Source organism: Anabaena sp. CA = ATCC 33047 (assembly GCF_963870205.1).
Lineage (GTDB): Bacteria > Cyanobacteriota > Cyanobacteriia > Cyanobacteriales > Nostocaceae > Trichormus.
Genome location: NZ_CAWMSA010000022.1, coordinates 1 through 18,520, shown reverse-complemented (window position 1 = coordinate 18,520; position 18,520 = coordinate 1). Strand labels below are relative to the sequence as shown.

The window sequence follows — 18,520 nt, the reverse complement described above, 5'->3', positions numbered from 1 at the left end:
TTGTTAAATAATGCAACATATATTGTTAAGTTTTTGGGGGACAGATGTAAAGATATCTGGAAAAAATCCCCCAATTTTTATAGGGGTAAGGTAAAACGTTAATAAGTGAAATCCAAAAACTATTCTGTGACTATGTAAAAACCTATGAGTAGAGATAAAGTCTACAGGATTTACTAGGATATGGAAGCTAGAGGTGAGGCAATGAGTAATGGGTAATATCTATTACTTTTTACCAAGACATAAGATTAAAAAATTAGGTAGTATTTATGGAACAGATTCCTATTTCACTATGGACTCTAATTGCGGGAATAGTAATTGGAGGCATTAGTATTTGGATAGGTCAACATCACACATTACTGCCAGTTGCCGCATCACAACAAGCACCTTTGGTAGACGGATTTTTTAATATTATGTTTACCATTGCGATCGCACTATTTTTAGTAGTGCAAGGCACAATTTTGATTTTTTTGATCAAATATCGCCGTCGCCGGGGTGATAACAGTGATGGTGTAGCAGTAGAAGGTAATGTTCCCTTAGAAATCTTCTGGACAGCAATTCCCGCCTTGATTGTGGTTTTTCTAGGGATTTACAGTGTGGATGTCTATAACCAGATGGGTGGTTTAGAACCAGGAAGTCATCCCCATGCTTCTCATCAGGCGATCGCCGCCACTCTAGAAAATACCCCAAAACCTGAAACTGCTCCTAGCATTGGCATTGGCATAGCTCCCACCGAAGAAGCAAAAACAGCCGATTTGCTGGTAAATGTCACTGGTATGCAGTTTGCTTGGATATTTGACTATCCTGATCATGCTGTAACTACGGGTGAGTTACACGTTCCCGTCGGTGCGGATGTACAACTCAATCTCACAGCACAGGATGTCATTCACTCCTTTTGGGTTCCCCAATTCCGCCTCAAGCAAGACGCAATTCCCGGTGTACCAACTCAACTCAGCTTTGTCGCCACTAAACCCGGAACATATCCTGTAGTTTGTGCCGAACTTTGCGGTGGTTATCACGGTTCAATGCGGACACAGGTTGTGGTTCACACACCAGAAGAGTTTGATAGCTGGCTGACAGAAAATCAAATTGCTCAACAGCATAACCTGAAAACGGCTGTGGCTGTGAATCCAGCCGAGTTATCAACATCAGAGTTTCTTGCACCCCATAACCACAACATGGGAATTGATGCAGCAACTTTAGCTCAACTTCACAAGTAAAGTCCAGTTGTCAATTTTCGACTACTGACAACTGAACCAATAGTTAAGACAACAAGTATGACTCAAGTAGAATTTCCCCGGCACACGCCACCAGACGACAATTCATCTCAACATCTGGTGGTAGGTCACACCTTACATTCTCAAACTTGGAAGTGGCATGACTATTTCAAGTTTAACGTAGACCATAAGGTTATAGGCATCCAATATTTAGTGACTGCCTTTGTGTTTTATCTGATTGGTGGGTTGATGGCGATCGCTATCCGCACCGAATTAGCCACACCAGAAGCAGACTTCATCGATCCGAATCTGTACAACGCCTTCATGACTAACCACGGAACAATCATGATTTTCTTATGGATTGTTCCCAGTGCGATCGGGGGATTTGGTAACTATCTCATCCCGTTGATGGTTGGGGCGAGAGATATGGCGTTTCCCAAATTGAATGCGATCGCCTTTTGGTTAAACCCACCAGCCGGATTACTGCTATTAGCTAGCTTCATCTTCGGTGGTTCTCAATCTGGTTGGACAGCTTACCCACCTTTAAGTCTTGTCACCGCCCCCATCGCTCAAAGTATGTGGGTTTTAGCGATAGTATTGGTGGGGACTTCTTCGATTCTCGGTTCGGTGAACTTTGTCATTACCATCTTAATGATGAAAGTTCCCAGCATGAAATGGGATCAATTACCTTTATTTTGCTGGGCTATCTTAGCCACCTCAATCTTAGCGTTGGTATCTACACCTGTATTAGCCGCAGGTTTGGTATTGCTACTGTTTGACTTGAATTTTGGTACATCCTTTTTTAAACCAGATGCTGGCGGTAACGTGATTATCTACCAGCATTTATTCTGGTTCTACTCTCACCCAGCAGTATATTTGATGATTCTGCCCATCTTCGGCATTATGTCCGAAGTAGTTCCGGTTCATGCACGCAAACCGATTTTTGGATATAAAGCGATCGCCTATTCTAGTCTTGCCATCTGTGTTGTCGGTTTGTTTGTCTGGGTACACCACATGTTTACCAGTGGTACACCAGGCTGGATGCGGATGTTTTTCACCATCTCCACTCTAATAGTTGCTGTACCTACAGGTGTGAAGATTTTCAGTTGGGTAGCTACCCTGTGGGGTGGTAAGATTCGCTTTACCAGTGCCATGCTATTTGCAGTCGGCTTGCTGTCGATGTTTGTCATGGGTGGTTTAAGCGGCGTAACCTTGGGAACAGCACCTTTTGATGTTCACGTTCACGACACATATTATGTAGTGGCACACTTCCACTATGTATTGTTTGGTGGTTCTGTGTTTGGCATCTATGCGGGTATTTACCACTGGTTCCCGAAAATGACCGGACGCAAACTAAATGAAGTCTGGGGACGTATTCACTTTGTTCTGACTTTAATCGGCACTAACTTAACCTTTTTACCAATGCACCAGTTGGGTTTACAAGGTATGCCTCGACGAGTGGCAATGTATGACCCACAGTTTACTGGTTTAAATCAACTTTGTACATTTGGGGCGTTTCTCTTGGGGTTGTCGGTAATTCCGTTTGCGCTGAATGTTATTTTGAGTTGGCGTAAGGGAGAATTGGCAGGTGATAATCCTTGGAATGCTTTAACTTTGGAATGGACTACAAGTTCACCTCCGATGGTGGAGAATTGGGAGGTTTTACCCGTGGTGACTCATGGGCCTTATGAATATGGTCATTCGTCGGAAGTAAGTTCATCAACCTAACCCCCCAAAGCCCCTTCCTTTGTAGGGAAGGGGGAGTAATCACAGTTCCCCTCTCCTCGTAGGAGAGGGGTTAGGGGAGAGGTCATCATCAAAAATTTAATTAAGAGGTATGTATGACTGTTTTAACGGCGAATGAGCATCATGAGGCGCATCCTGATTTACGGGTTTGGGGGTTGTTGACTTTTTTGGTGTCGGAATCTTTGATGTTTGGCGGGTTTTTTGCCACTTATTTGTTTTTTCGGGGGTCTACGGATGTTTGGCCGCCAGAGGGAACAGAGGTGGAGTTATTTATACCCGCAGTTAATACGGCGATTTTGGTGTCTAGTAGTTTTGTCATTCACTTCGGTGATATGGCGATTAAAAGGAATAGTGTTTGGGGAATGCGGTTTTGGTATTTGTTGACCGCTATTATGGGAGCAGTATTTTTAGCTGGTCAGGTTTATGAGTACCAAAATTTAGGGTATGGTCTGACTACTAATGTGTTTGCTAACTGCTTCTATTTGATGACAGGTTTCCACGGTTTGCACGTATTTGTGGGACTGTTATTAATTTTAGGAGTGTTGTGGCGATCGCGTCGTCCCGGTCATTATTCTGCTACTAAACATACTGGCATCGAAATGGCAGAAATTTACTGGCACTTCGTAGACATCATTTGGATTATTCTGTTCACCTTAATTTACATCCTCACACTGTTTTAAGGGAATGGGGTGTAGGGGTGTAGGGGGAAATGAGGGAGCAGAGGAGGCAAGGAAGCAGGGAGCAGGGAGAAACGGGGAAAGTTCTCTCCCCCTTACCCCCTGCACCCTGCCCCAATTCTTCTTTCCCAGTCCCCAGTCCCCAGTCCCCATTCCCCAACAATAAAGTTATGCAAATTGACACCAACAAATTTTCCTGGTTTCAAGTTCCCGAAGACATCAAAAAGTTATTAATTTTAGCTGCACAACATTGGGAAAATACCTCAGAATCAGAAAAATACATTCAAGAAGCATTGGCTAAAACTGGGGAAAATACTGATGTATTTGTAGCAGCTTATAGATTTTTCTTTTATAAAAATAATTATTCTTTGGCATTGCAAACAACTCGCCAATTATTAGATAAAATTAAGGAATCAGAGAAGTTACCTGATGAATGGGAACAACTCAAGCCGATACTCATTAATCGCCGGGAAGAATCCCCAATCAGGTTGTACTTAAATGCTTATGCCGCTACTGGATTAGTATTAGCAAAATTAGGGGAAATCGAGCGTGCTAAAGAAATCAGTCTCAGAGTCAAAGAGATTGACGAAAAGAATGATTTCGGAGCAGGAATCCTATGGGATGTTTTAACACGTCCAGCCGAAGAAGATGATTGATTAGCCCATAGTTAACAGCCAAGAATCACCTATCAACAGCTATGAACAGTTTTTCATTTTTCAGCGCATCTTCCTATCAAGCTCTCACTACATCTTCTAACCCTAATAATGACCTGTTACCCTCTCAAGTGGTAGCTCCTACATTTCCTCGTGCGGAGATGCCTAAAATTGTCACTCCTGTATTTGTCTTTCCAAACATCTCTCAACTAAGATTTTAAATATTATGCAAGGTAGAGATTGGCTCCTGACAGGAGACGGTCAATATCAAGTGTGTAAAGCTGCAAGAAGTTGGAATTTATTACAAGAGAATTATCGTCTATATCGGTTTTTAACTGAAATAGAAGATGTTCTCAATGGGGTAGAAGATGAATCAATTTGTCTACCAGAAATCCGAATGCTTGTCAGACGCTTGATTGTCAATTCTTACTGGGTGCGAAGTCAGTATTTAGAGCCTTCTTCTACCACCGGAACCTCTGTTGTCCTGTTATATGATGAGTTAGGTTTTCCGTTAACCGTGCAGACAGTTACATTTGCACCAGGAAGCATATCTACTATTCATAATCATGGAACATGGGGAGTAGTGGCGGTATTAAAAGGACAAGAAAAAAATACTGTTTGGCGACGCACCCACAACCCAGATTTTCCAGACAAAATTGAACCGACGGGAGAAATAATTTTATCGCCTGGAGATATTGTTAGTTTCACTCCCGACGCAATTCATAGTGTGGAAGCACTAAGTGATCAACCTACTGTGACTTTTAATGTTTACGGTGAAACTGATCCCAAACAAAGGTTTGAGTTTGATTCAGTCAGCCATCGTGCCAAAAAGTTTTAACACCACGAGGGAACAGGGAGTAGAACCTGTCCCCAATACCCAGTCCCCAATACCCAATACCCAGTCCCCAATTAAAGGAGAGAATGCAATGGCGAGAGTAATTTTCTATGAAAAACCTGGTTGTAAAGGTGGTACTAAACAAAAGGTGTTGCTAACTGCGGCTGGACATGAAGTTGTAGCTTATAATCTACTAACTGAACCTTGGACAAAGGAACGTCTGCGGTCATTTTTTGGCGATCGCCCGGTTGCTGAATGGTTTAACCGTTCTGCACCTAAAATTAAATCTGGTGAGATAGTTCCCGAAAATTTAGACGAACAAACCGCTTTGTTGTTAATGTTACAAGACCCTCTGTTGATTCGTCGTCCTTTACTGCAAGTAGGCGATCGCCGGGAAGTTGGTTTTGATGTCGAAACACTAGACGCTTGGATTGGCTTGAAACCTGTAGATGAATCCTTCCGCGCCATGAGTGAAAACCTTATGAGTCAAAACTTACAAGGTTGCGCCCACGGGCATAGTCATGATCATCACCATGACGAGCGAGGTAATTGCAACCATCACAGTCAGCAAGAACACCAGCGTCAAGGTTCTAATCATTAATTAGATAGGGGTGCAGGGGTGCAGGGGACAAGAACTGTTACTCAATCCCCAATCCCCAATCCCCAGTCCCCAATCACACATTCTGAAACATAGGTGTACTCAGATAACGTTCACCGAAGGAAGGCTGAATCATCACGATTAACTTACCTGCATTTTCTGGGCGTTTACCTACCTGAATGGCTGCACATAAAGCCGCACCGGAGGAAATCCCAGACAGTAAACCTTCTTCTTTGGCTAAACGCCGTCCGTAACTCATGGCTTGATCATCACTAACTCTGATGACTTCATCAATTAGTTCCACACGCAGGACATCGGGGATAAAACCAGCACCAATACCTTGGATTTTATGAGAACCAGGTTCACCACCAGAGAGAACCGGACTGTTGCTAGGTTCAACTGCGATCGCCTGAAAACTGGGTTTGCGTTGCTTAATCACTTCTGCAATCCCAGTAATAGTTCCTCCAGTTCCTACCCCTGCAATCAAAAAATCTACTTCCCCATCGGTATCCGTCCAAATTTCTTCAGCAGTAGTTTCTCGATGAATTTTAGGGTTTGCTGGGTTACGAAACTGTTGCAGCATATAAGCATTAGCAGTATTCGCCACAATTTCCTCAGCTTTGCGAATCGCGCCCCGCATTCCTTCCGCCCCCGGTGTTAATTCTAAAGTTGCACCATAGGCTTTCAGCATTGCCCGTCTTTCTTGACTCATAGTTTCTGGCATAGTCAAAATTAAACCATAGCCACGGGCTGCTGCCACCATTGCCAAACCAATTCCTGTATTTCCAGAAGTAGGCTCAACTAAAATCGTTTTTCCTGGCTCAATTACACCCTCAGCTTCTGCGGAAAGAATCATACTCACCCCAATTCTATCTTTCACAGAAGCCGCCGGATTCATGCCTTCTAATTTGACAACTATCCTAGCAACTACACCTTCTGACTGAGGAATTTTATTGAGTTGTACTAAAGGAGTTTTTCCAATAAGTTCTGTGACATCTTTAGCAATTCGCATAAATTTACTCCTAAACTTATTAATTTATAACCACAGACTATTTACCAATAATACTTAACTTATAAAACAATACACTTCCGTCAAAGGTACAAACTCAAGCTTGTGAACTCCTAACAAGTTCGTAGTAAGGACTTTAGTCCTTAAGCTCTTAGCATTAAAGTGCTTACTACAAACCTATACTATAGGCATTAACTCCCACTAAAGCACAAAAATTTTTCAAAAAAAATATATTACATCACATTTTTTATTTATTGCCTCATCATTTATCATTTAGTATTTTTAAAAACATTTTTAAAGATAAATTTAATTCGTATGACGGAACTAAGTTGCTAAACCTGCCGTCAATTAAACGAGAATTATATAAATCTATTGCAATGAACAGTTAAATTTTAATATTTTTTTAATTCCTTTAGTTAATTGCATCAATCATAACTTTTTCACTAATATTTAATAGTTTTTTCTTGCTCCTTTGTGTATACTTTCCCATCAACATATTTCATTTGAGTACAAGTTTTAAAACTAAATAACTCAAGCAAGATTGGCTTGAGTTAACAGCCCAGTTAGGTTTGAGGTGAAGTTAATAAATACTAGAACCCTCCCCAATTAATGCTAGTACCCCACTTCAAAAATACTAGCACCCCAACCCAAAATAATCTTTGTAATCCTTGCATTGCAAGGGTTTTAAATGTTGAGTACAAATTTAATAACTTTAATAATCTTAATCTGACTCAGCTAGACTATGGACAAAAGGAGTAACTGATATAAAACATATAGGATTTACGCAGAGATTCCCCTCTACCCCCCGAAATTCAATGGGTAAAACCAAAGAACAAGGGGGGACTTCTTAATCAATAAGCATATATTAAGCAACATCTATGACTACCCAGTTAACTTTTAATGACAAAAACAAACTCAGGTATTAACAGCTAAATTTATGAAAATTCTGTATTCTTGGTAGCTTTCTGATTTAAATTATAACTCAATTTCTCAGCTTGTCAGAAATTGAAATATTACGATATTTAAAATTTGGGGTGTTGACTATCTAGCAAGGAGAGCAAAGATGAAACCTAAACTTCTAAATGTTCTCACAGTTTGTCTAGTGACTTTCGCTGTAGTGTCTCCGGGGCTGGTAGTTTTAAATTTTGTGTGGGAAAAACATATAGAGTTCGTTAAAACACAGAAATTACTCTATGAAGTGAGTAAGCTGAATGCAACAGATACTTCAATATCTATCAGCAACATCAATCAAAATTCGTCACAAGCCCTATTTGCAAGAAAATCACCTACTTGTCAAATTTTTAATCAAATGCTGGCTAATATTGAACATTACAAAATTTTGATTATTTTCCAGTGGCTGATTATATTAACACCCGCAATGATTGGATTAGGAATTGTTATTTATGATAAATATTTAATTTATCGTGCCAGTCTTTTACAAGCACAAATTGAGATGTTAGAAAGACTTTGGCAGCAAAGTATTGAGCAGTAAATTTCAAAGATATTTTATCTTTGATGATTGACTGAAAACTCATCATATTCACCTGATCACAGCCAGTAAACTACTATGCAAGACATAAAACAAGAACGCCAAAGTTTATACTTTAATTTGATTGACGAATTACTCAAATGTCCTAATGGTGAAGAACCAGCAATTTTGGAAGCTAATCAAGAATTAATTGATGCTGGTTTTGTGGAAATAGTTGTACAAGTTGCAACTGCATTTGCACACCAAGGTAATCAAGACGGTTCAAAATTTTTGTTTTTTATTGCGCGTGAATTAGCAAAACAGTTGGGCTTATATCCTGATTTTCAAAACTCTGCGGATAACAGTTCTGAAGTTGCAAACAAGGAGTAAAAATGCTACTGACTGCAACTGATGCTGGACATATAGCATTAGAGTTTCTTTTGGCTGATTGGAATATACCAGAAGATTATAGAGATTGGTTTACTATTTTAAATTCTCGTCTTGTTGGTGAGAGTTGGTACATTGTGGAATTGGGTGTAGAAGGCTTTCCAGATAAATGGTTTATTCAAGTCTATGATACAGGAGCTTGTGACCCAAATTATACTTTTATGACACCGATTAACGGTTCCGATGGGTTTGTTGATTTGAATAATTTACCAGAAATACTTGCAGAAGTCTTGGTTGCAGAACGCAAGGCTAGATAATATAAATACCAATCAATAAATCATTGAGTGGCATGAATTGACTAGAAATTTTTAGGGGTTTACTTGATATCAAGCAAACCCCTTTTTTTCTGTATATTTTAATAAATTTATGTAAACAAATAAAGTTATTTGTCATCATTAAATAACAAATATATGTTATATTAATTGTAGTGATGAACGCTACAAAAATATCAGTGGCAATGATTGCAGAGGATATATTAGCTAAAGAATTCACAAGAGTCGTCAATCAATACTACCCAAAAGTTGGGGAATTATTAGATGGGTGTCATGTGAAAGTCATCACCTGTTTTTGGGGACGGCCAGTTAGACGCTTGCAATATATAGGAATTTACTGCTCTGATGAGATGCTACCTCATGTGCAAGCGCATAAGGAAATATTGCGAGAGTTAGCAGAAAACATGGGATTAGTACAAGTTGTTTGCATGAATGCTAAACGATTATTACGAGATCCCTTGTCGAAGCTCAAGGATAATGATCCACGTTTGTGGTTGGATTTGCATATGGTGACGAATTAAAGATTGGCATCTCGCTGGAGATGAAGCACTAACACAAGTAAGCTAAAGATGAACAATGGACTATTTTGCATTGCAAAATAGTTCTCACCATCATCAAGCTTTTGAGCAGAAAAAACTTCTGTTTTGATGAAGACTACTTGATTGAAAATTCAATTATTGGGGATGTATTCACTTGTCGCGACAAAATCACGAGATTTCAGGACACATTGCATCGAGGGAAACTAGCATTTAAACAAGCATCTTTGAGTCTGGAAAAGAATCAAGAAAGTTGGCGGTGCTATAACCAAGAGGTTAAAAATTATGTCTAAACTTAACTTGCTTCCTCCTGATGATCTACCTCCCAGCGAGGTGACAAAAGAGGATGGAATGCTGCATCTGGAACTAGAACAATCTATTGGCAGATGCTTTTATTTAGCCTGCGATCGCATTACCCAAGCACTACTATCTAACTGCCAATGGTATTTAACCAAAAAAGATACTATTGTCATGCTAGTCATTGACTGCCCTGATATAGTATCTTACTGGCATATAGTCAGCAACATTCCCCAGTTAGGTAATCGACTAGAAAGATTCACCACTCACGCCAAAATTCGTGTTTATCCCCCTTTTGGTAAAGGTGGGCCATTAGAAATTAGCGTCAATGAAATCTCAGCTTACCGTGATTGGCTGTGATTGGCTGTAAATATTAAGTTTTTCAACTCTCACCTTAACCTCCCCACCCTTGGGGAGAGTTATTTTTTTTATGAAATGCGATCGCGCTTATCAATAATCTCCACCACATCCTCATCTGGTGATGTTCCAGGGTAAACCTCGGTTTCTCGCTCAACTACTGTAGTAGGAGCAACCTCAGTTCTATAACCACGAGTATCAGAGATGTCGTGTACTCTCCAGTCACGAATACCCCGGTTTCTGAAAATATGAGCAGCGCGATCAATTTCTGTTTCCGTGCCTTCTAAGATTACCAAGTATTCTCCTTGAGACACGCGATCGCTGTAACGTCTAGCATCTTCTTCAGGGATACCTAAACCAGTCAATGCCCCCACGATACCACCTGCCGCCGCACCAATACCAGCACCAGCCAAGGTAGTTGCAATTGTACCGGCTGCTAGAAAAGGCCCAGCACCGGGAATTAATAAAGCTTCCAACCCAACCAGTAAACCGCCAATACCACCCAAGACAGTACCTGTTGTCGCACCAATACCAGCACCTTCTTGAGCCTCTGTATCACCACGATCTTCTACACGCGCGCCTGCTATTTGCTCATTCCGTTCTGTGTCTTTTGCCAAGATAGAAACCCTATCCATTGGGAAACCGGAATTTCTCAGTTCGTGTAGTGCTTGTTCAGCTTCTTGTCGGTTTCTAAATGTACCAATTGCACGTTTATAATGAGTAGATACCATTTTTCCTCCTGAAATAATTACTTTGGCACTATTTTTGTTAGTAATACTTATTTCAAGTTTGGCTTCTGGCATCAATAAATTCATCAATCTATAGGTTTAAGTGCCACTCCATCAGAAGAAAGGTATAATATCAGCCACTTTTCCCTAAAAATTCTCATCAATGAATATTGTGTTACCTTAGTATTACCGACAAGGTAAAATGTTTAGTAATTTTAAGAGGAAATCGTTATCGTAGTTCAAAAACAACAAATTAACTCCCAAATCAAGTCATCTCAAGTCGTCTTGATTGACCATGAAAATCATAATCGTGGCTTGGTTGATACCAATGAGGCTCTACAGATAGCAGAGAGTGTAGGGCTTGACTTAGTGGTGGTTTCTCAAAACCAAGAGTTTCCAGTAGCTAAGATTATCAACTATGGCAAATTACAATATCAAAAGAAAAAACGTCAAGGAAATAGTGCTAGGCCAACCGTAAAAGAAGTACGGTTTCGTCCAAACGTCGGCTTGGCTGATTATAATTTACGCATTCAGCAAGCAAGACAGTGGTTAAGTAAAGGTGATTCTGTAAAATTTGCTGTGCGTTTACGTGGTAGAGAACACCAACATCGTGATCATGCTGGAGAATTGTTAGATCGGGTTGTCAATGATCTCAGTCAAGTAGGTAAAATCCAGTCGTTTGATAAACGCGCCTTGGTTGTGCAAGTGATTCCTGCTTAATATAATTTTTAGGGATCTCTGGAGAGATCCCTTGATAAAAACTACTTAAATGTTGATACTGTTGGGAATGCGCGAAGGTAGAAGATAGGGATAGTCAACCCCAGTATCAGCCAGGCGTTTTTGATTGCGTGCTTTAATCTTGTTTTCTATTTCCATTAAATCATTTTGAAACTGGGTGAGAATTTCTTGATCGCTTCTATTGGTAAAATTAATTAACTCAGAACTTCCCAGCTTACCCCAATAAATCGCATTCAAAGCAAAGGTTAACCGCATTTGCAAAACTTCTCTATCTGCTGGTGGTAAGAATTCTGGTAAACTAACAGGTGTATCTGGTCGGCTGTAGTTAGCTAAAGGTGCATTGGGTACGTAACCAAGATAATCAAATTGACTATAGTTAATAGCTGCGTGTTGAGGGCCACAAGTAAAGATAATAATTGTGGCAATATCGATTAATTGTTGTAAGCTGGTGATTTTAGTAAACCCAGGTACACGGGGATGAGAAGGTAAATCTTGGGGTTGTAGTCCCAATGCGATCGCCCATTCTTGAGGAAACCATGCAGGAACCTGGGGAAACTCTGACTTCGGACGGGTATTTAATGGTGTGCTAAGTTCATCAGCCCAAGCTTGTAGATAAGAATCTTTGATTACAGCTTGATCATCAACATAGTAGCGTTGTAAATATAGTTTAGTGTATTTAGCGATCGCCTCCCATAACAGTAGACTATCATCACGGTAGGGGTATTCCGGCAAAAACTTAGTTTCAATTCCCCGATGTTCGATGTCATTGGGTAGAGCATAATCCCAAAATATTTTATTGCGGTAAGCTTGATTAATTAAATTGACTGATGTGCTAATAGTCGGTGCTGTCAGTTTATTGATTGCTGCGCCTTCTTCCAGCAAAATAGTATTAGCCCGGTCATTTACCGCAATTAAAAACTGAAAATGGGGACTGAGTAGCTGAGAAACTGGGTGATTATTCGGTAATTGTCGAGCAGTAGCGATCGCAAATGCTTCCATTGCTAAATGGGTATAGCACAGATGCGAAATTAACTCATGATGGGTAACATCAGTTGTTTGAACAGAGAGTTTTGCCCTTGTCCAATCATCAGCAAGTGTTCCCGTAACTGTAGGAGTAACTATTCTACCTTTTTCCACCTCAATAAGTATAGGTTCTAACCCAGCTTCAGAGCGATGAAATAAAGCCACCGGACTTCCTACATACTTCCCCACCTGTAAATCAGTCACTTTTAAATCTTTAAACAGGGGATAATCAACAATAAACAAACGGTTAGCGGCTGCTGACTCAATCAAGTCTACATTAGTCGGTATATTTGCCCAAGCTTGTAATAATCCTTGGTCGGCTGATTTCACCCGCCGTAGTACCATAGGATTTGTACCAGCTAATCGTTGCCGTGCAAATTCGCGATCGCTTAAACCGCCATCTCGTTGATGTATGATACTAGCTACTGGACGAGTCGGAATGTAGGGAGAGGCGTTTTTGCTAGATTTAGCACTTTTTTCTAAAGATTGGAAAAAGAGCGATCGCTTTTGCTCAATACTATTTTTAGCATCAGCAGCCTTTTGCGCCGCAGTGATGAAATCAATCATTGCCCGACGTTGCCGCACATAGCTAGCGTTAAACTGTTCATTAGGCGGCAAATTAAAATTAAACCACCCCGATTGAAAAATTTCCAAATCTACCAACTTAGTAGAGACACCTAGCCAAAGTTCATCTAAAGAAGCGATCGTACTCTTAGCTTGTTTTAACAGCAGACTCCAAGGCTCAGACAGTTTACCTTGACTGATAGCATCTTCCCCCAGTTTAGTTAATATATAACGCAACACCCCATCTTCACCAGCATAAGGAAAAATCCGCGCTGGCCCCTTTTGATTTAACCCATAGGGATTATAACGATAGTGTCCTTTTTGTTCCGTGGTAGTTCCTTGAGAAACCATAATTTATTCCTGGTACAGAACTAAGTATAGACAGCAGATAAGATAGCAGGACTTATGCAAAAGTATTTTTCATCAAGGTAACATTTAAGATTCTCAAACCCGAACCCCACCCTTGTTTTTTTCTTACCTATGCGTAAGTCTTATATATAGGACTTAAGCCAATGGCATAATAACCTAGTTCGTAGTGAGGACTTTAGTCCTCTCTTCTCAATGAGAGCCTACGCCAACAAAACGCACTTGATAAAATCAAGGCTAGAGCCGCTTACTACCAACACAAAACTAGAATTTTGTGTGATACTTGCATAAGTCCCAATATAGATAACAACCTAAACTATCTATAGATACTCTAGATTTCGACTACTATGCAGTTGTATAGCATAAGCTATTTAACCTACTAGCCACAAATATTGTCAGCCGTATATTTTGTATAAATACGTAAATATATGCTACGTGATTTTTCGAGTCGAGATGAATTGGTTGCCTATCTGCGTCAACAATTCCCGCAAGCAGCAGAACGTGATGATCATATTAGCAACACAGTGGGCGGTAGAAAAGCCGCTCAGAAAGCCTTACAAAAAGTCAACCCAGCATCCTACGCAAAAACACGTAACTTTTTCACAGGAAACGTAACTCGGTTGTCACCATACATCCGCTACGGAGTCTTAAGCTTACGCGAAATTCGAGATTACGTATTAGATAAAGTAGAAAACCTGGAAGATGCGACAAAACTAATCAATGAATTAGGTTGGCGCGACTATTGGCAGCGATTATATGTGAAATTAGGGAATGATATCTGGAAAGACCAAGAAGAATATAAAACAGGCTACACCAGCGCAGAATACGCACCCAAACTACCCCAAGACATCACAGAGGGAAGCACAGGCTTAGTTTGCATCGACAACTTCAGCCAAGAACTAAGAGAAACAGGCTACCTGCATAATCATGCGCGAATGTGGATAGCAGCGTACATAGTTCATTGGCGGCGCATTCGTTGGCAAGCAGGCGCAAAATGGTTTTTAGAACACCTATTAGACGGAGATCCTGCCAGCAATAATATGTCATGGCAGTGGGTAGCCAGCACCTTCAGCCATAAACCTTATTTTTTCAACCGCGAGAACTTAGAACGTTACACCAAAGGCGTTTACTGCCAAAAATGTCCTTTATATGGTCATTGTGACTTTGAAGGCAGCTATGAACAAATAGAACAGCGACTTTTTCCCAAAGGTGAGTTTACCAAAAAACCCAACAGTCAAACTTGGCAGCGAGGCAAGAAAAAATAGACAAGATAGATCATATAGCCTATGCCATAATCCCCATGCCCAATAACTAATGACTAATGACTAACAATAATGCAATTGTTTGGATACACGGCGACTGTCTCAGTCCCTACAACCCCGCATTACAAGAATACCCAGATGCGCCAGCTATTTGGGTTTGGGATGATGCTTTGATCGAAGAATGGCAACTCAGCCTCAAGAGACTTACCTTTATTTATGAATGCTTACTAGAGTTACCAGTTGAAATCCGTCGTGGGAACGTAGCACAAGAAATTTTAACCTTTGCTAAAGAACATAATGCCAACCTAGTCGTAACGGCAGATAGTCCCAGTCCCCGGTTTAATAATATATGTGATGAAATAGAACGTTCCTTAAAATTGGAAGTGTTTGAAGTAGAACCGTTTTTTGATTATGACGGATATATTGACTTAAAGCGGTTTTCACGCTATTGGAAGGTAGCAGAAAAGTATGTTTTTGATTAGCTAATCATCTAGGTGACTGAAACTCAGACTGTTTTCAGTTGCCTATTTTTTCACCCCCTAGTCGGTTTTCCCCAAATAATTGCAAAATAAATGCAGTTCATCTGGGGACTACCGAAAAATGACATCTACACTTGTTGACACACAAAATTTACTTTCTGACCTGATTGCTCGCTACTCATCGCGTGTAGACTATTTAATGATTCGCCTAGAGCAAGCAGAAGGAACTGATATCTTGTTGCGTGGCGACAAGGTAGAAACCCTCAGCGAAGGTATATCCATCGGTGGACATATCCGCGCTTGTTATAAAGGTGGTTGGGGTTTAAGTAGTTTTAATCAGCTTTCCACCATTGAAGAACGTATTACAGAAGCAATTGCAGCCGCGCGGATGGTTGGTGATGAACAGACAACACTTGCACCTATTGAACCAGTGCAAGCAGTATGTACTCTACCCTTGAAAGGTAAAAACCCGCGCCAAGTTTCTCTGGCGGAAAAAAAAGAATTATGCGATCGCTATACTGAACTACTAAGAACTGTAGATCATCGCATTACCACCACCTCAGTCCGTTACAGTGACAGTTCCCAGAAAGTGATTATCGCCACCTCAGAAGGGACATTAATTCAACAGTCTTGGGTAGATATGGAAATGCGGTTTGCAGCTACAGCCAGAAACGGCGAAATAGTCCAAACAGGCAGAGAAACCACAGGTTCACGCCAAGCCTACGAAGACTTGATCAATTTAGATGAACAAGTCAAAAGTGCCGCCAAAAGGGCAGTTGCAGCTTTATCTCTACCCTCAGTCAAAGGAAATACCTATACTGTAGTTATTGACCCTATTCTCACAGGTTTATTTGTTCATGAAGCCTTTGGTCATCTTTCCGAGGCTGATATGGCCTACGAAAACCCCGATTTATTAGAGGTAATGACTATTGGACGGCGATTTGGCCCCGAAGAACTACAAATTTTTGACGGTGCAGCCCCACAAGGACATCGTGGTAGTTATTTTTATGATGATGAAGGGACACCAGCTACCACAACTCAACTCATAAAAGACGGTATTTTAGTAGGTCGTTTACATTCCCGTGAAACCGCAGGTAAATTAGGTGAAACCCCCACAGGTAACGCTCGTTGCCTCAATTACCACTTTAACCCGATTGTACGCATGACCAACACTTGGATTGCACCCGGTAAAACACCAGTTGCAGACTTATTCACAGATATCAAAGAAGGAGTATACGCCCGTAATTGGCTAGGTGGGATGACAAACGGCGAAATGTTCACCTTCAGTGCCGGGGAAGCCTGGATGATTAGAAATGGCAAAATTGCCGAACCCGTCAAAGATGTCACACTTTCTGGTAACGTGTTTCAAACCTTAGCAGATATTGAAGCCATTGGCGATGATTTTTACTGGGATGAATCCGGCGGCTGTGGCAAAGGCGGACAAAATGGCTTACCTGTAGGATGTGGAGGCCCCAGCCTAAGAATTCGAGATGTAGTAGTAGGCGGAGAAACATGAATCTGCAACTCAAAAATTCCCACTCTTTTACTCTTACTCTCCGCGCCTCTGCGCCTCTGCGTGATAAAAATTCCCACAAATAAAAGGGACACAGCTAATTCTGTATCCCTATAAATATGCTAATATCTCAAACCTTCAGCTTAAGCAGCAGACTCTAACAACTGAATATTTGAAAATTTGAATTCCTGAACATTGATTTTTCCTGCGGTTTCAGTGCGAATTTCCCGACGGTTGAGAATGAAATAAGCCCCAACCTTTTCATACTCATCTACAAAGTTGCTGACTCCGCCTCTTTGTTCACCAGTTTGAGGATCATGGTAAACCGAATCATAGGTATGAGACAGATAGCCTTCCCCAGTGTCGTGAACACTAAAAGTATTGATTGTGACAACAACACCATGAATATGACGATGAACCAGAGTCACTATATTATTGTGGACTTTGTAGCGATCGCCTTCAGCCTTACCGCCCATTAAAATTTCCACAGCACCATCTTCGTCAGTCGCGCCATATCGAAAAGTGTTTGCCCCATGAGTTTCTTCAAAGGTGCGACGTACACGGTGAATAGCTATCTCCCAAGCTTGTCCGTGAATAGCTTTTTTCGCTGACTCATCCTCTACACCCAAAACTTCCGCTTTGAGTTCAGCATTGATAATAACTTTACCAGTAATCACCTGATCATCATGTTTATAGGTGATATCTGCTGTATAACCAGGAAAATTCTTGTCCCAAGTGTATCGATTGTCATAAGCAGCCCGGAAAAGTTCCTGAGCAGAGAGTTGTGTAACTGTCATGTGCTTCTCCTAGCGCAATTAGTTTATAGTCGCTTTTTAATCTTGCTGGTATTAGCATAGAAGTAATTGTTGAGTCTCGCATAGACCCCAACTGGGTACACTTATGCCTAATTCTCTACATGATATATTTCATGCGATCGCTAACATCCGTAACGAGGAAGAAATTCAAACAACCCTCATGGATAAAATTGGCGAACACTTCGGTGTGCAACGTTGGGGTATCTATTTAATAGATAGTCAGCCAAAAACTAATATTGATATTCAAAGCATCCCAGCCGTATGTTTAGAAAGTAATCCCATCGGTCAATATGTAGTTGAGCGGCATTCTCCCGCCCATGAACAACTCATATTAACCCCAGAAGACTGGAAAAACCTATGTCCACGCCATGACCATGAACACGTCATGACAGGGCCAATTGTTTGCGACGGTCGTTTAATCGGAACACTGAATTTTGCCCGCGACAGAGGAAATCCACCCTTTACCGCCAGCGATTTAGCCGACCTCAGCGCACTCTGTATACATCTGTCCGCCAAAATCGCCACCCTACGAACCACGCCAAAAACATTTTCCTCCTCATCAACTAATCCCTTAACCCCCAGAGAGCTACAAATTGCCGAACTCGTAGCACAAGGATTAACCAACGCTGAAATTGCCCAAAGGCTGTGGATTACTCAAAACTCCGTCAAACAAGCCCTCAAAAGAATGTTCCGCAAACTAGGAGTATCAGCCCGTGCTGAGATGGTAGCCAGATTACAAGACTGGCTCATTCAAAGATGAGATGGAAGATAAATTTTTTTTATGCAACCCAGCCCTTGCCCAGCAAGCCTTTCAGCCTATTGAATGACCGCACCATTAAGAGGTTAGAAAAAAAATTTCCTTTACCCCTTGACGAAGCCAAAAATCCTCGCTATTCTAGATAAGTGTCGAGGCGAGAGAGCCG

20 protein-coding genes and 1 pseudogene are annotated in these 18,520 nt (G+C 41.0%); 17 read left to right on the top strand and 4 right to left on the bottom strand.

The features are described from left to right. The first annotated feature begins 266 nt into the window (after window positions 1–266). The 6 genes from coxB (at window position 267) to AACS98_RS05990 (ending at window position 5,726) form a co-directional block, all read left to right on the top strand. A complete protein-coding gene (coxB, locus tag AACS98_RS06015) occupies window positions 267–1,217 on the top strand; it encodes a cytochrome c oxidase subunit II (protein WP_066377340.1) in 951 nt (316 codons plus the stop codon). 57 nt (window positions 1,218–1,274) lie between these two features. Then, on the top strand, window positions 1,275–2,942 hold the full coding sequence (gene ctaD, locus AACS98_RS06010) for a cytochrome c oxidase subunit I (RefSeq protein ID WP_066377336.1): 1,668 nt from the start codon (window positions 1,275–1,277) through the stop codon (window positions 2,940–2,942). Window positions 2,943–3,055: 113 nt separating this feature from the next. Further along, on the top strand, window positions 3,056–3,640 hold the full coding sequence (locus AACS98_RS06005; protein ID WP_066377334.1) for a cytochrome c oxidase subunit 3: 585 nt from the start codon (window positions 3,056–3,058) through the stop codon (window positions 3,638–3,640). A 167-nt stretch (window positions 3,641–3,807) separates the two neighbouring features. Next, window positions 3,808–4,293 (top strand): hypothetical protein, encoded by a 486-nt coding sequence (locus AACS98_RS06000; protein WP_066377333.1) that lies wholly within the window; start codon window positions 3,808–3,810, stop codon window positions 4,291–4,293. Window positions 4,294–4,516: 223 nt separating this feature from the next. Continuing rightward, entirely contained in the window at window positions 4,517–5,128 is a 612-nt protein-coding gene (locus AACS98_RS05995) for a cysteine dioxygenase family protein (protein WP_066377332.1), read from the top strand. Between the two features lie 88 nt (window positions 5,129–5,216). After that, complete coding sequence (locus tag AACS98_RS05990; protein WP_066377375.1) at window positions 5,217–5,726, top strand: ArsC/Spx/MgsR family protein; 510 nt, start codon at window positions 5,217–5,219, stop codon at window positions 5,724–5,726. Window positions 5,727–5,799: 73 nt separating this feature from the next. Here the strand turns inward: AACS98_RS05990 and cysK are convergent, their stop codons facing one another. Next, entirely contained in the window at window positions 5,800–6,735 is a 936-nt protein-coding gene (cysK, locus tag AACS98_RS05985; RefSeq protein ID WP_066377331.1) for a cysteine synthase A, read from the bottom strand. 1,060 nt (window positions 6,736–7,795) lie between these two features. Here cysK and AACS98_RS05980 point away from each other — a divergent pair. The 6 genes and pseudogenes from AACS98_RS05980 to AACS98_RS05955 all read left to right on the top strand — a co-directional run bounded on the left by AACS98_RS05980 (window position 7,796) and on the right by AACS98_RS05955 (window position 10,112). After that, complete coding sequence (locus AACS98_RS05980) at window positions 7,796–8,224, top strand: hypothetical protein (protein ID WP_066377330.1); 429 nt, start codon at window positions 7,796–7,798, stop codon at window positions 8,222–8,224. Between the two features lie 75 nt (window positions 8,225–8,299). Beyond that, a complete protein-coding gene (locus AACS98_RS05975; protein ID WP_066377325.1) occupies window positions 8,300–8,590 on the top strand; it encodes a hypothetical protein in 291 nt (96 codons plus the stop codon). 2 nt (window positions 8,591–8,592) lie between these two features. Further along, on the top strand, window positions 8,593–8,904 hold the full coding sequence (locus AACS98_RS05970; protein ID WP_066377323.1) for a hypothetical protein: 312 nt from the start codon (window positions 8,593–8,595) through the stop codon (window positions 8,902–8,904). 173 nt (window positions 8,905–9,077) lie between these two features. Further along, the gene (locus AACS98_RS05965) at window positions 9,078–9,440 is read left to right on the top strand and encodes a hypothetical protein (RefSeq protein ID WP_231866951.1); all 363 of its coding nucleotides are present in this window, start codon (window positions 9,078–9,080) and stop codon (window positions 9,438–9,440) included. A gap of 95 nt (window positions 9,441–9,535) precedes the next feature. Beyond that, a pseudogene (locus AACS98_RS05960) lies at window positions 9,536–9,748 on the top strand (LLM class flavin-dependent oxidoreductase); the annotation flags it as partial. Further along, the gene (locus AACS98_RS05955) at window positions 9,741–10,112 is read left to right on the top strand and encodes a hypothetical protein (RefSeq protein ID WP_066377321.1); all 372 of its coding nucleotides are present in this window, start codon (window positions 9,741–9,743) and stop codon (window positions 10,110–10,112) included. The pseudogene AACS98_RS05960 and the gene AACS98_RS05955, both read left to right, overlap by 8 nt. Before the next feature lie 68 nt (window positions 10,113–10,180). Here AACS98_RS05955 and AACS98_RS05950 read toward each other — a convergent pair whose 3' ends face one another. Next, a complete protein-coding gene (locus AACS98_RS05950; RefSeq protein ID WP_066377372.1) occupies window positions 10,181–10,840 on the bottom strand; it encodes a general stress protein in 660 nt (219 codons plus the stop codon). Window positions 10,841–11,062: 222 nt separating this feature from the next. Here AACS98_RS05950 and infC point away from each other — a divergent pair, with 222 nt between their 5' ends. Then, window positions 11,063–11,557: a translation initiation factor IF-3 gene (gene infC / locus AACS98_RS05945; protein ID WP_082803683.1), complete on the top strand. Its 495-nt coding sequence runs from the start codon at window positions 11,063–11,065 to the stop codon at window positions 11,555–11,557. 45 nt (window positions 11,558–11,602) lie between these two features. Here the strand turns inward: infC and AACS98_RS05940 are convergent, their stop codons facing one another. Continuing rightward, entirely contained in the window at window positions 11,603–13,513 is a 1,911-nt protein-coding gene (locus AACS98_RS05940; protein ID WP_066377319.1) for a lipoxygenase family protein, read from the bottom strand. Between the two features lie 443 nt (window positions 13,514–13,956). Between AACS98_RS05940 and AACS98_RS05935 the strand changes: the two genes are divergently transcribed. From AACS98_RS05935 to AACS98_RS05925, 3 genes are all read left to right on the top strand, one after another. Beyond that, on the top strand, window positions 13,957–14,793 hold the full coding sequence (locus AACS98_RS05935) for an FAD-binding domain-containing protein (protein WP_066377318.1): 837 nt from the start codon (window positions 13,957–13,959) through the stop codon (window positions 14,791–14,793). Between the two features lie 56 nt (window positions 14,794–14,849). Then, on the top strand, window positions 14,850–15,272 hold the full coding sequence (locus AACS98_RS05930; protein WP_066377316.1) for a hypothetical protein: 423 nt from the start codon (window positions 14,850–14,852) through the stop codon (window positions 15,270–15,272). Between the two features lie 118 nt (window positions 15,273–15,390). Next, on the top strand, window positions 15,391–16,785 hold the full coding sequence (locus AACS98_RS05925) for a TldD/PmbA family protein (RefSeq protein ID WP_066377315.1): 1,395 nt from the start codon (window positions 15,391–15,393) through the stop codon (window positions 16,783–16,785). Window positions 16,786–16,925: 140 nt separating this feature from the next. Here the strand turns inward: AACS98_RS05925 and AACS98_RS05920 are convergent, their stop codons facing one another. Further along, window positions 16,926–17,579: a DUF3386 domain-containing protein gene (locus AACS98_RS05920; protein WP_066377314.1), complete on the bottom strand. Its 654-nt coding sequence runs from the start codon at window positions 17,577–17,579 to the stop codon at window positions 16,926–16,928. Window positions 17,580–17,682: 103 nt separating this feature from the next. Here AACS98_RS05920 and AACS98_RS05915 point away from each other — a divergent pair, with 103 nt between their 5' ends. After that, entirely contained in the window at window positions 17,683–18,357 is a 675-nt protein-coding gene (locus AACS98_RS05915) for a LuxR C-terminal-related transcriptional regulator (protein ID WP_066377311.1), read from the top strand. The last annotated feature ends 163 nt before the right edge of the window (window positions 18,358–18,520 follow it).

What these genes read in the sequence shown, in the direction of transcription:
- coxB (WP_066377340.1), top strand. Translation starts at nt 267, where the DNA reads ATGGAACAGATTCCTATTTCACTATGGACTCTAATTGCGGGAATAGTA.
- ctaD (WP_066377336.1), top strand. Translation starts at nt 1,275, where the DNA reads ATGACTCAAGTAGAATTTCCCCGGCACACGCCACCAGACGACAATTCA.
- AACS98_RS06005 (WP_066377334.1), top strand. Translation starts at nt 3,056, where the DNA reads ATGACTGTTTTAACGGCGAATGAGCATCATGAGGCGCATCCTGATTTA.
- AACS98_RS06000 (WP_066377333.1), top strand. Translation starts at nt 3,808, where the DNA reads ATGCAAATTGACACCAACAAATTTTCCTGGTTTCAAGTTCCCGAAGAC.
- AACS98_RS05995 (WP_066377332.1), top strand. Translation starts at nt 4,517, where the DNA reads ATGCAAGGTAGAGATTGGCTCCTGACAGGAGACGGTCAATATCAAGTG.
- AACS98_RS05990 (WP_066377375.1), top strand. Translation starts at nt 5,217, where the DNA reads ATGGCGAGAGTAATTTTCTATGAAAAACCTGGTTGTAAAGGTGGTACT.
- cysK (WP_066377331.1), bottom strand. Translation starts at nt 6,735, where the DNA reads ATGCGAATTGCTAAAGATGTCACAGAACTTATTGGAAAAACTCCTTTA.
- AACS98_RS05980 (WP_066377330.1), top strand. Translation starts at nt 7,796, where the DNA reads ATGAAACCTAAACTTCTAAATGTTCTCACAGTTTGTCTAGTGACTTTC.
- AACS98_RS05975 (WP_066377325.1), top strand. Translation starts at nt 8,300, where the DNA reads ATGCAAGACATAAAACAAGAACGCCAAAGTTTATACTTTAATTTGATT.
- AACS98_RS05970 (WP_066377323.1), top strand. Translation starts at nt 8,593, where the DNA reads ATGCTACTGACTGCAACTGATGCTGGACATATAGCATTAGAGTTTCTT.
- AACS98_RS05965 (WP_231866951.1), top strand. Translation starts at nt 9,078, where the DNA reads ATGAACGCTACAAAAATATCAGTGGCAATGATTGCAGAGGATATATTA.
- AACS98_RS05955 (WP_066377321.1), top strand. Translation starts at nt 9,741, where the DNA reads ATGTCTAAACTTAACTTGCTTCCTCCTGATGATCTACCTCCCAGCGAG.
- AACS98_RS05950 (WP_066377372.1), bottom strand. Translation starts at nt 10,840, where the DNA reads ATGGTATCTACTCATTATAAACGTGCAATTGGTACATTTAGAAACCGA.
- AACS98_RS05940 (WP_066377319.1), bottom strand. Translation starts at nt 13,513, where the DNA reads ATGGTTTCTCAAGGAACTACCACGGAACAAAAAGGACACTATCGTTAT.
- AACS98_RS05935 (WP_066377318.1), top strand. Translation starts at nt 13,957, where the DNA reads ATGCTACGTGATTTTTCGAGTCGAGATGAATTGGTTGCCTATCTGCGT.
- AACS98_RS05930 (WP_066377316.1), top strand. Translation starts at nt 14,850, where the DNA reads ATGACTAACAATAATGCAATTGTTTGGATACACGGCGACTGTCTCAGT.
- AACS98_RS05925 (WP_066377315.1), top strand. Translation starts at nt 15,391, where the DNA reads ATGACATCTACACTTGTTGACACACAAAATTTACTTTCTGACCTGATT.
- AACS98_RS05920 (WP_066377314.1), bottom strand. Translation starts at nt 17,579, where the DNA reads ATGACAGTTACACAACTCTCTGCTCAGGAACTTTTCCGGGCTGCTTAT.
- AACS98_RS05915 (WP_066377311.1), top strand. Translation starts at nt 17,683, where the DNA reads ATGCCTAATTCTCTACATGATATATTTCATGCGATCGCTAACATCCGT.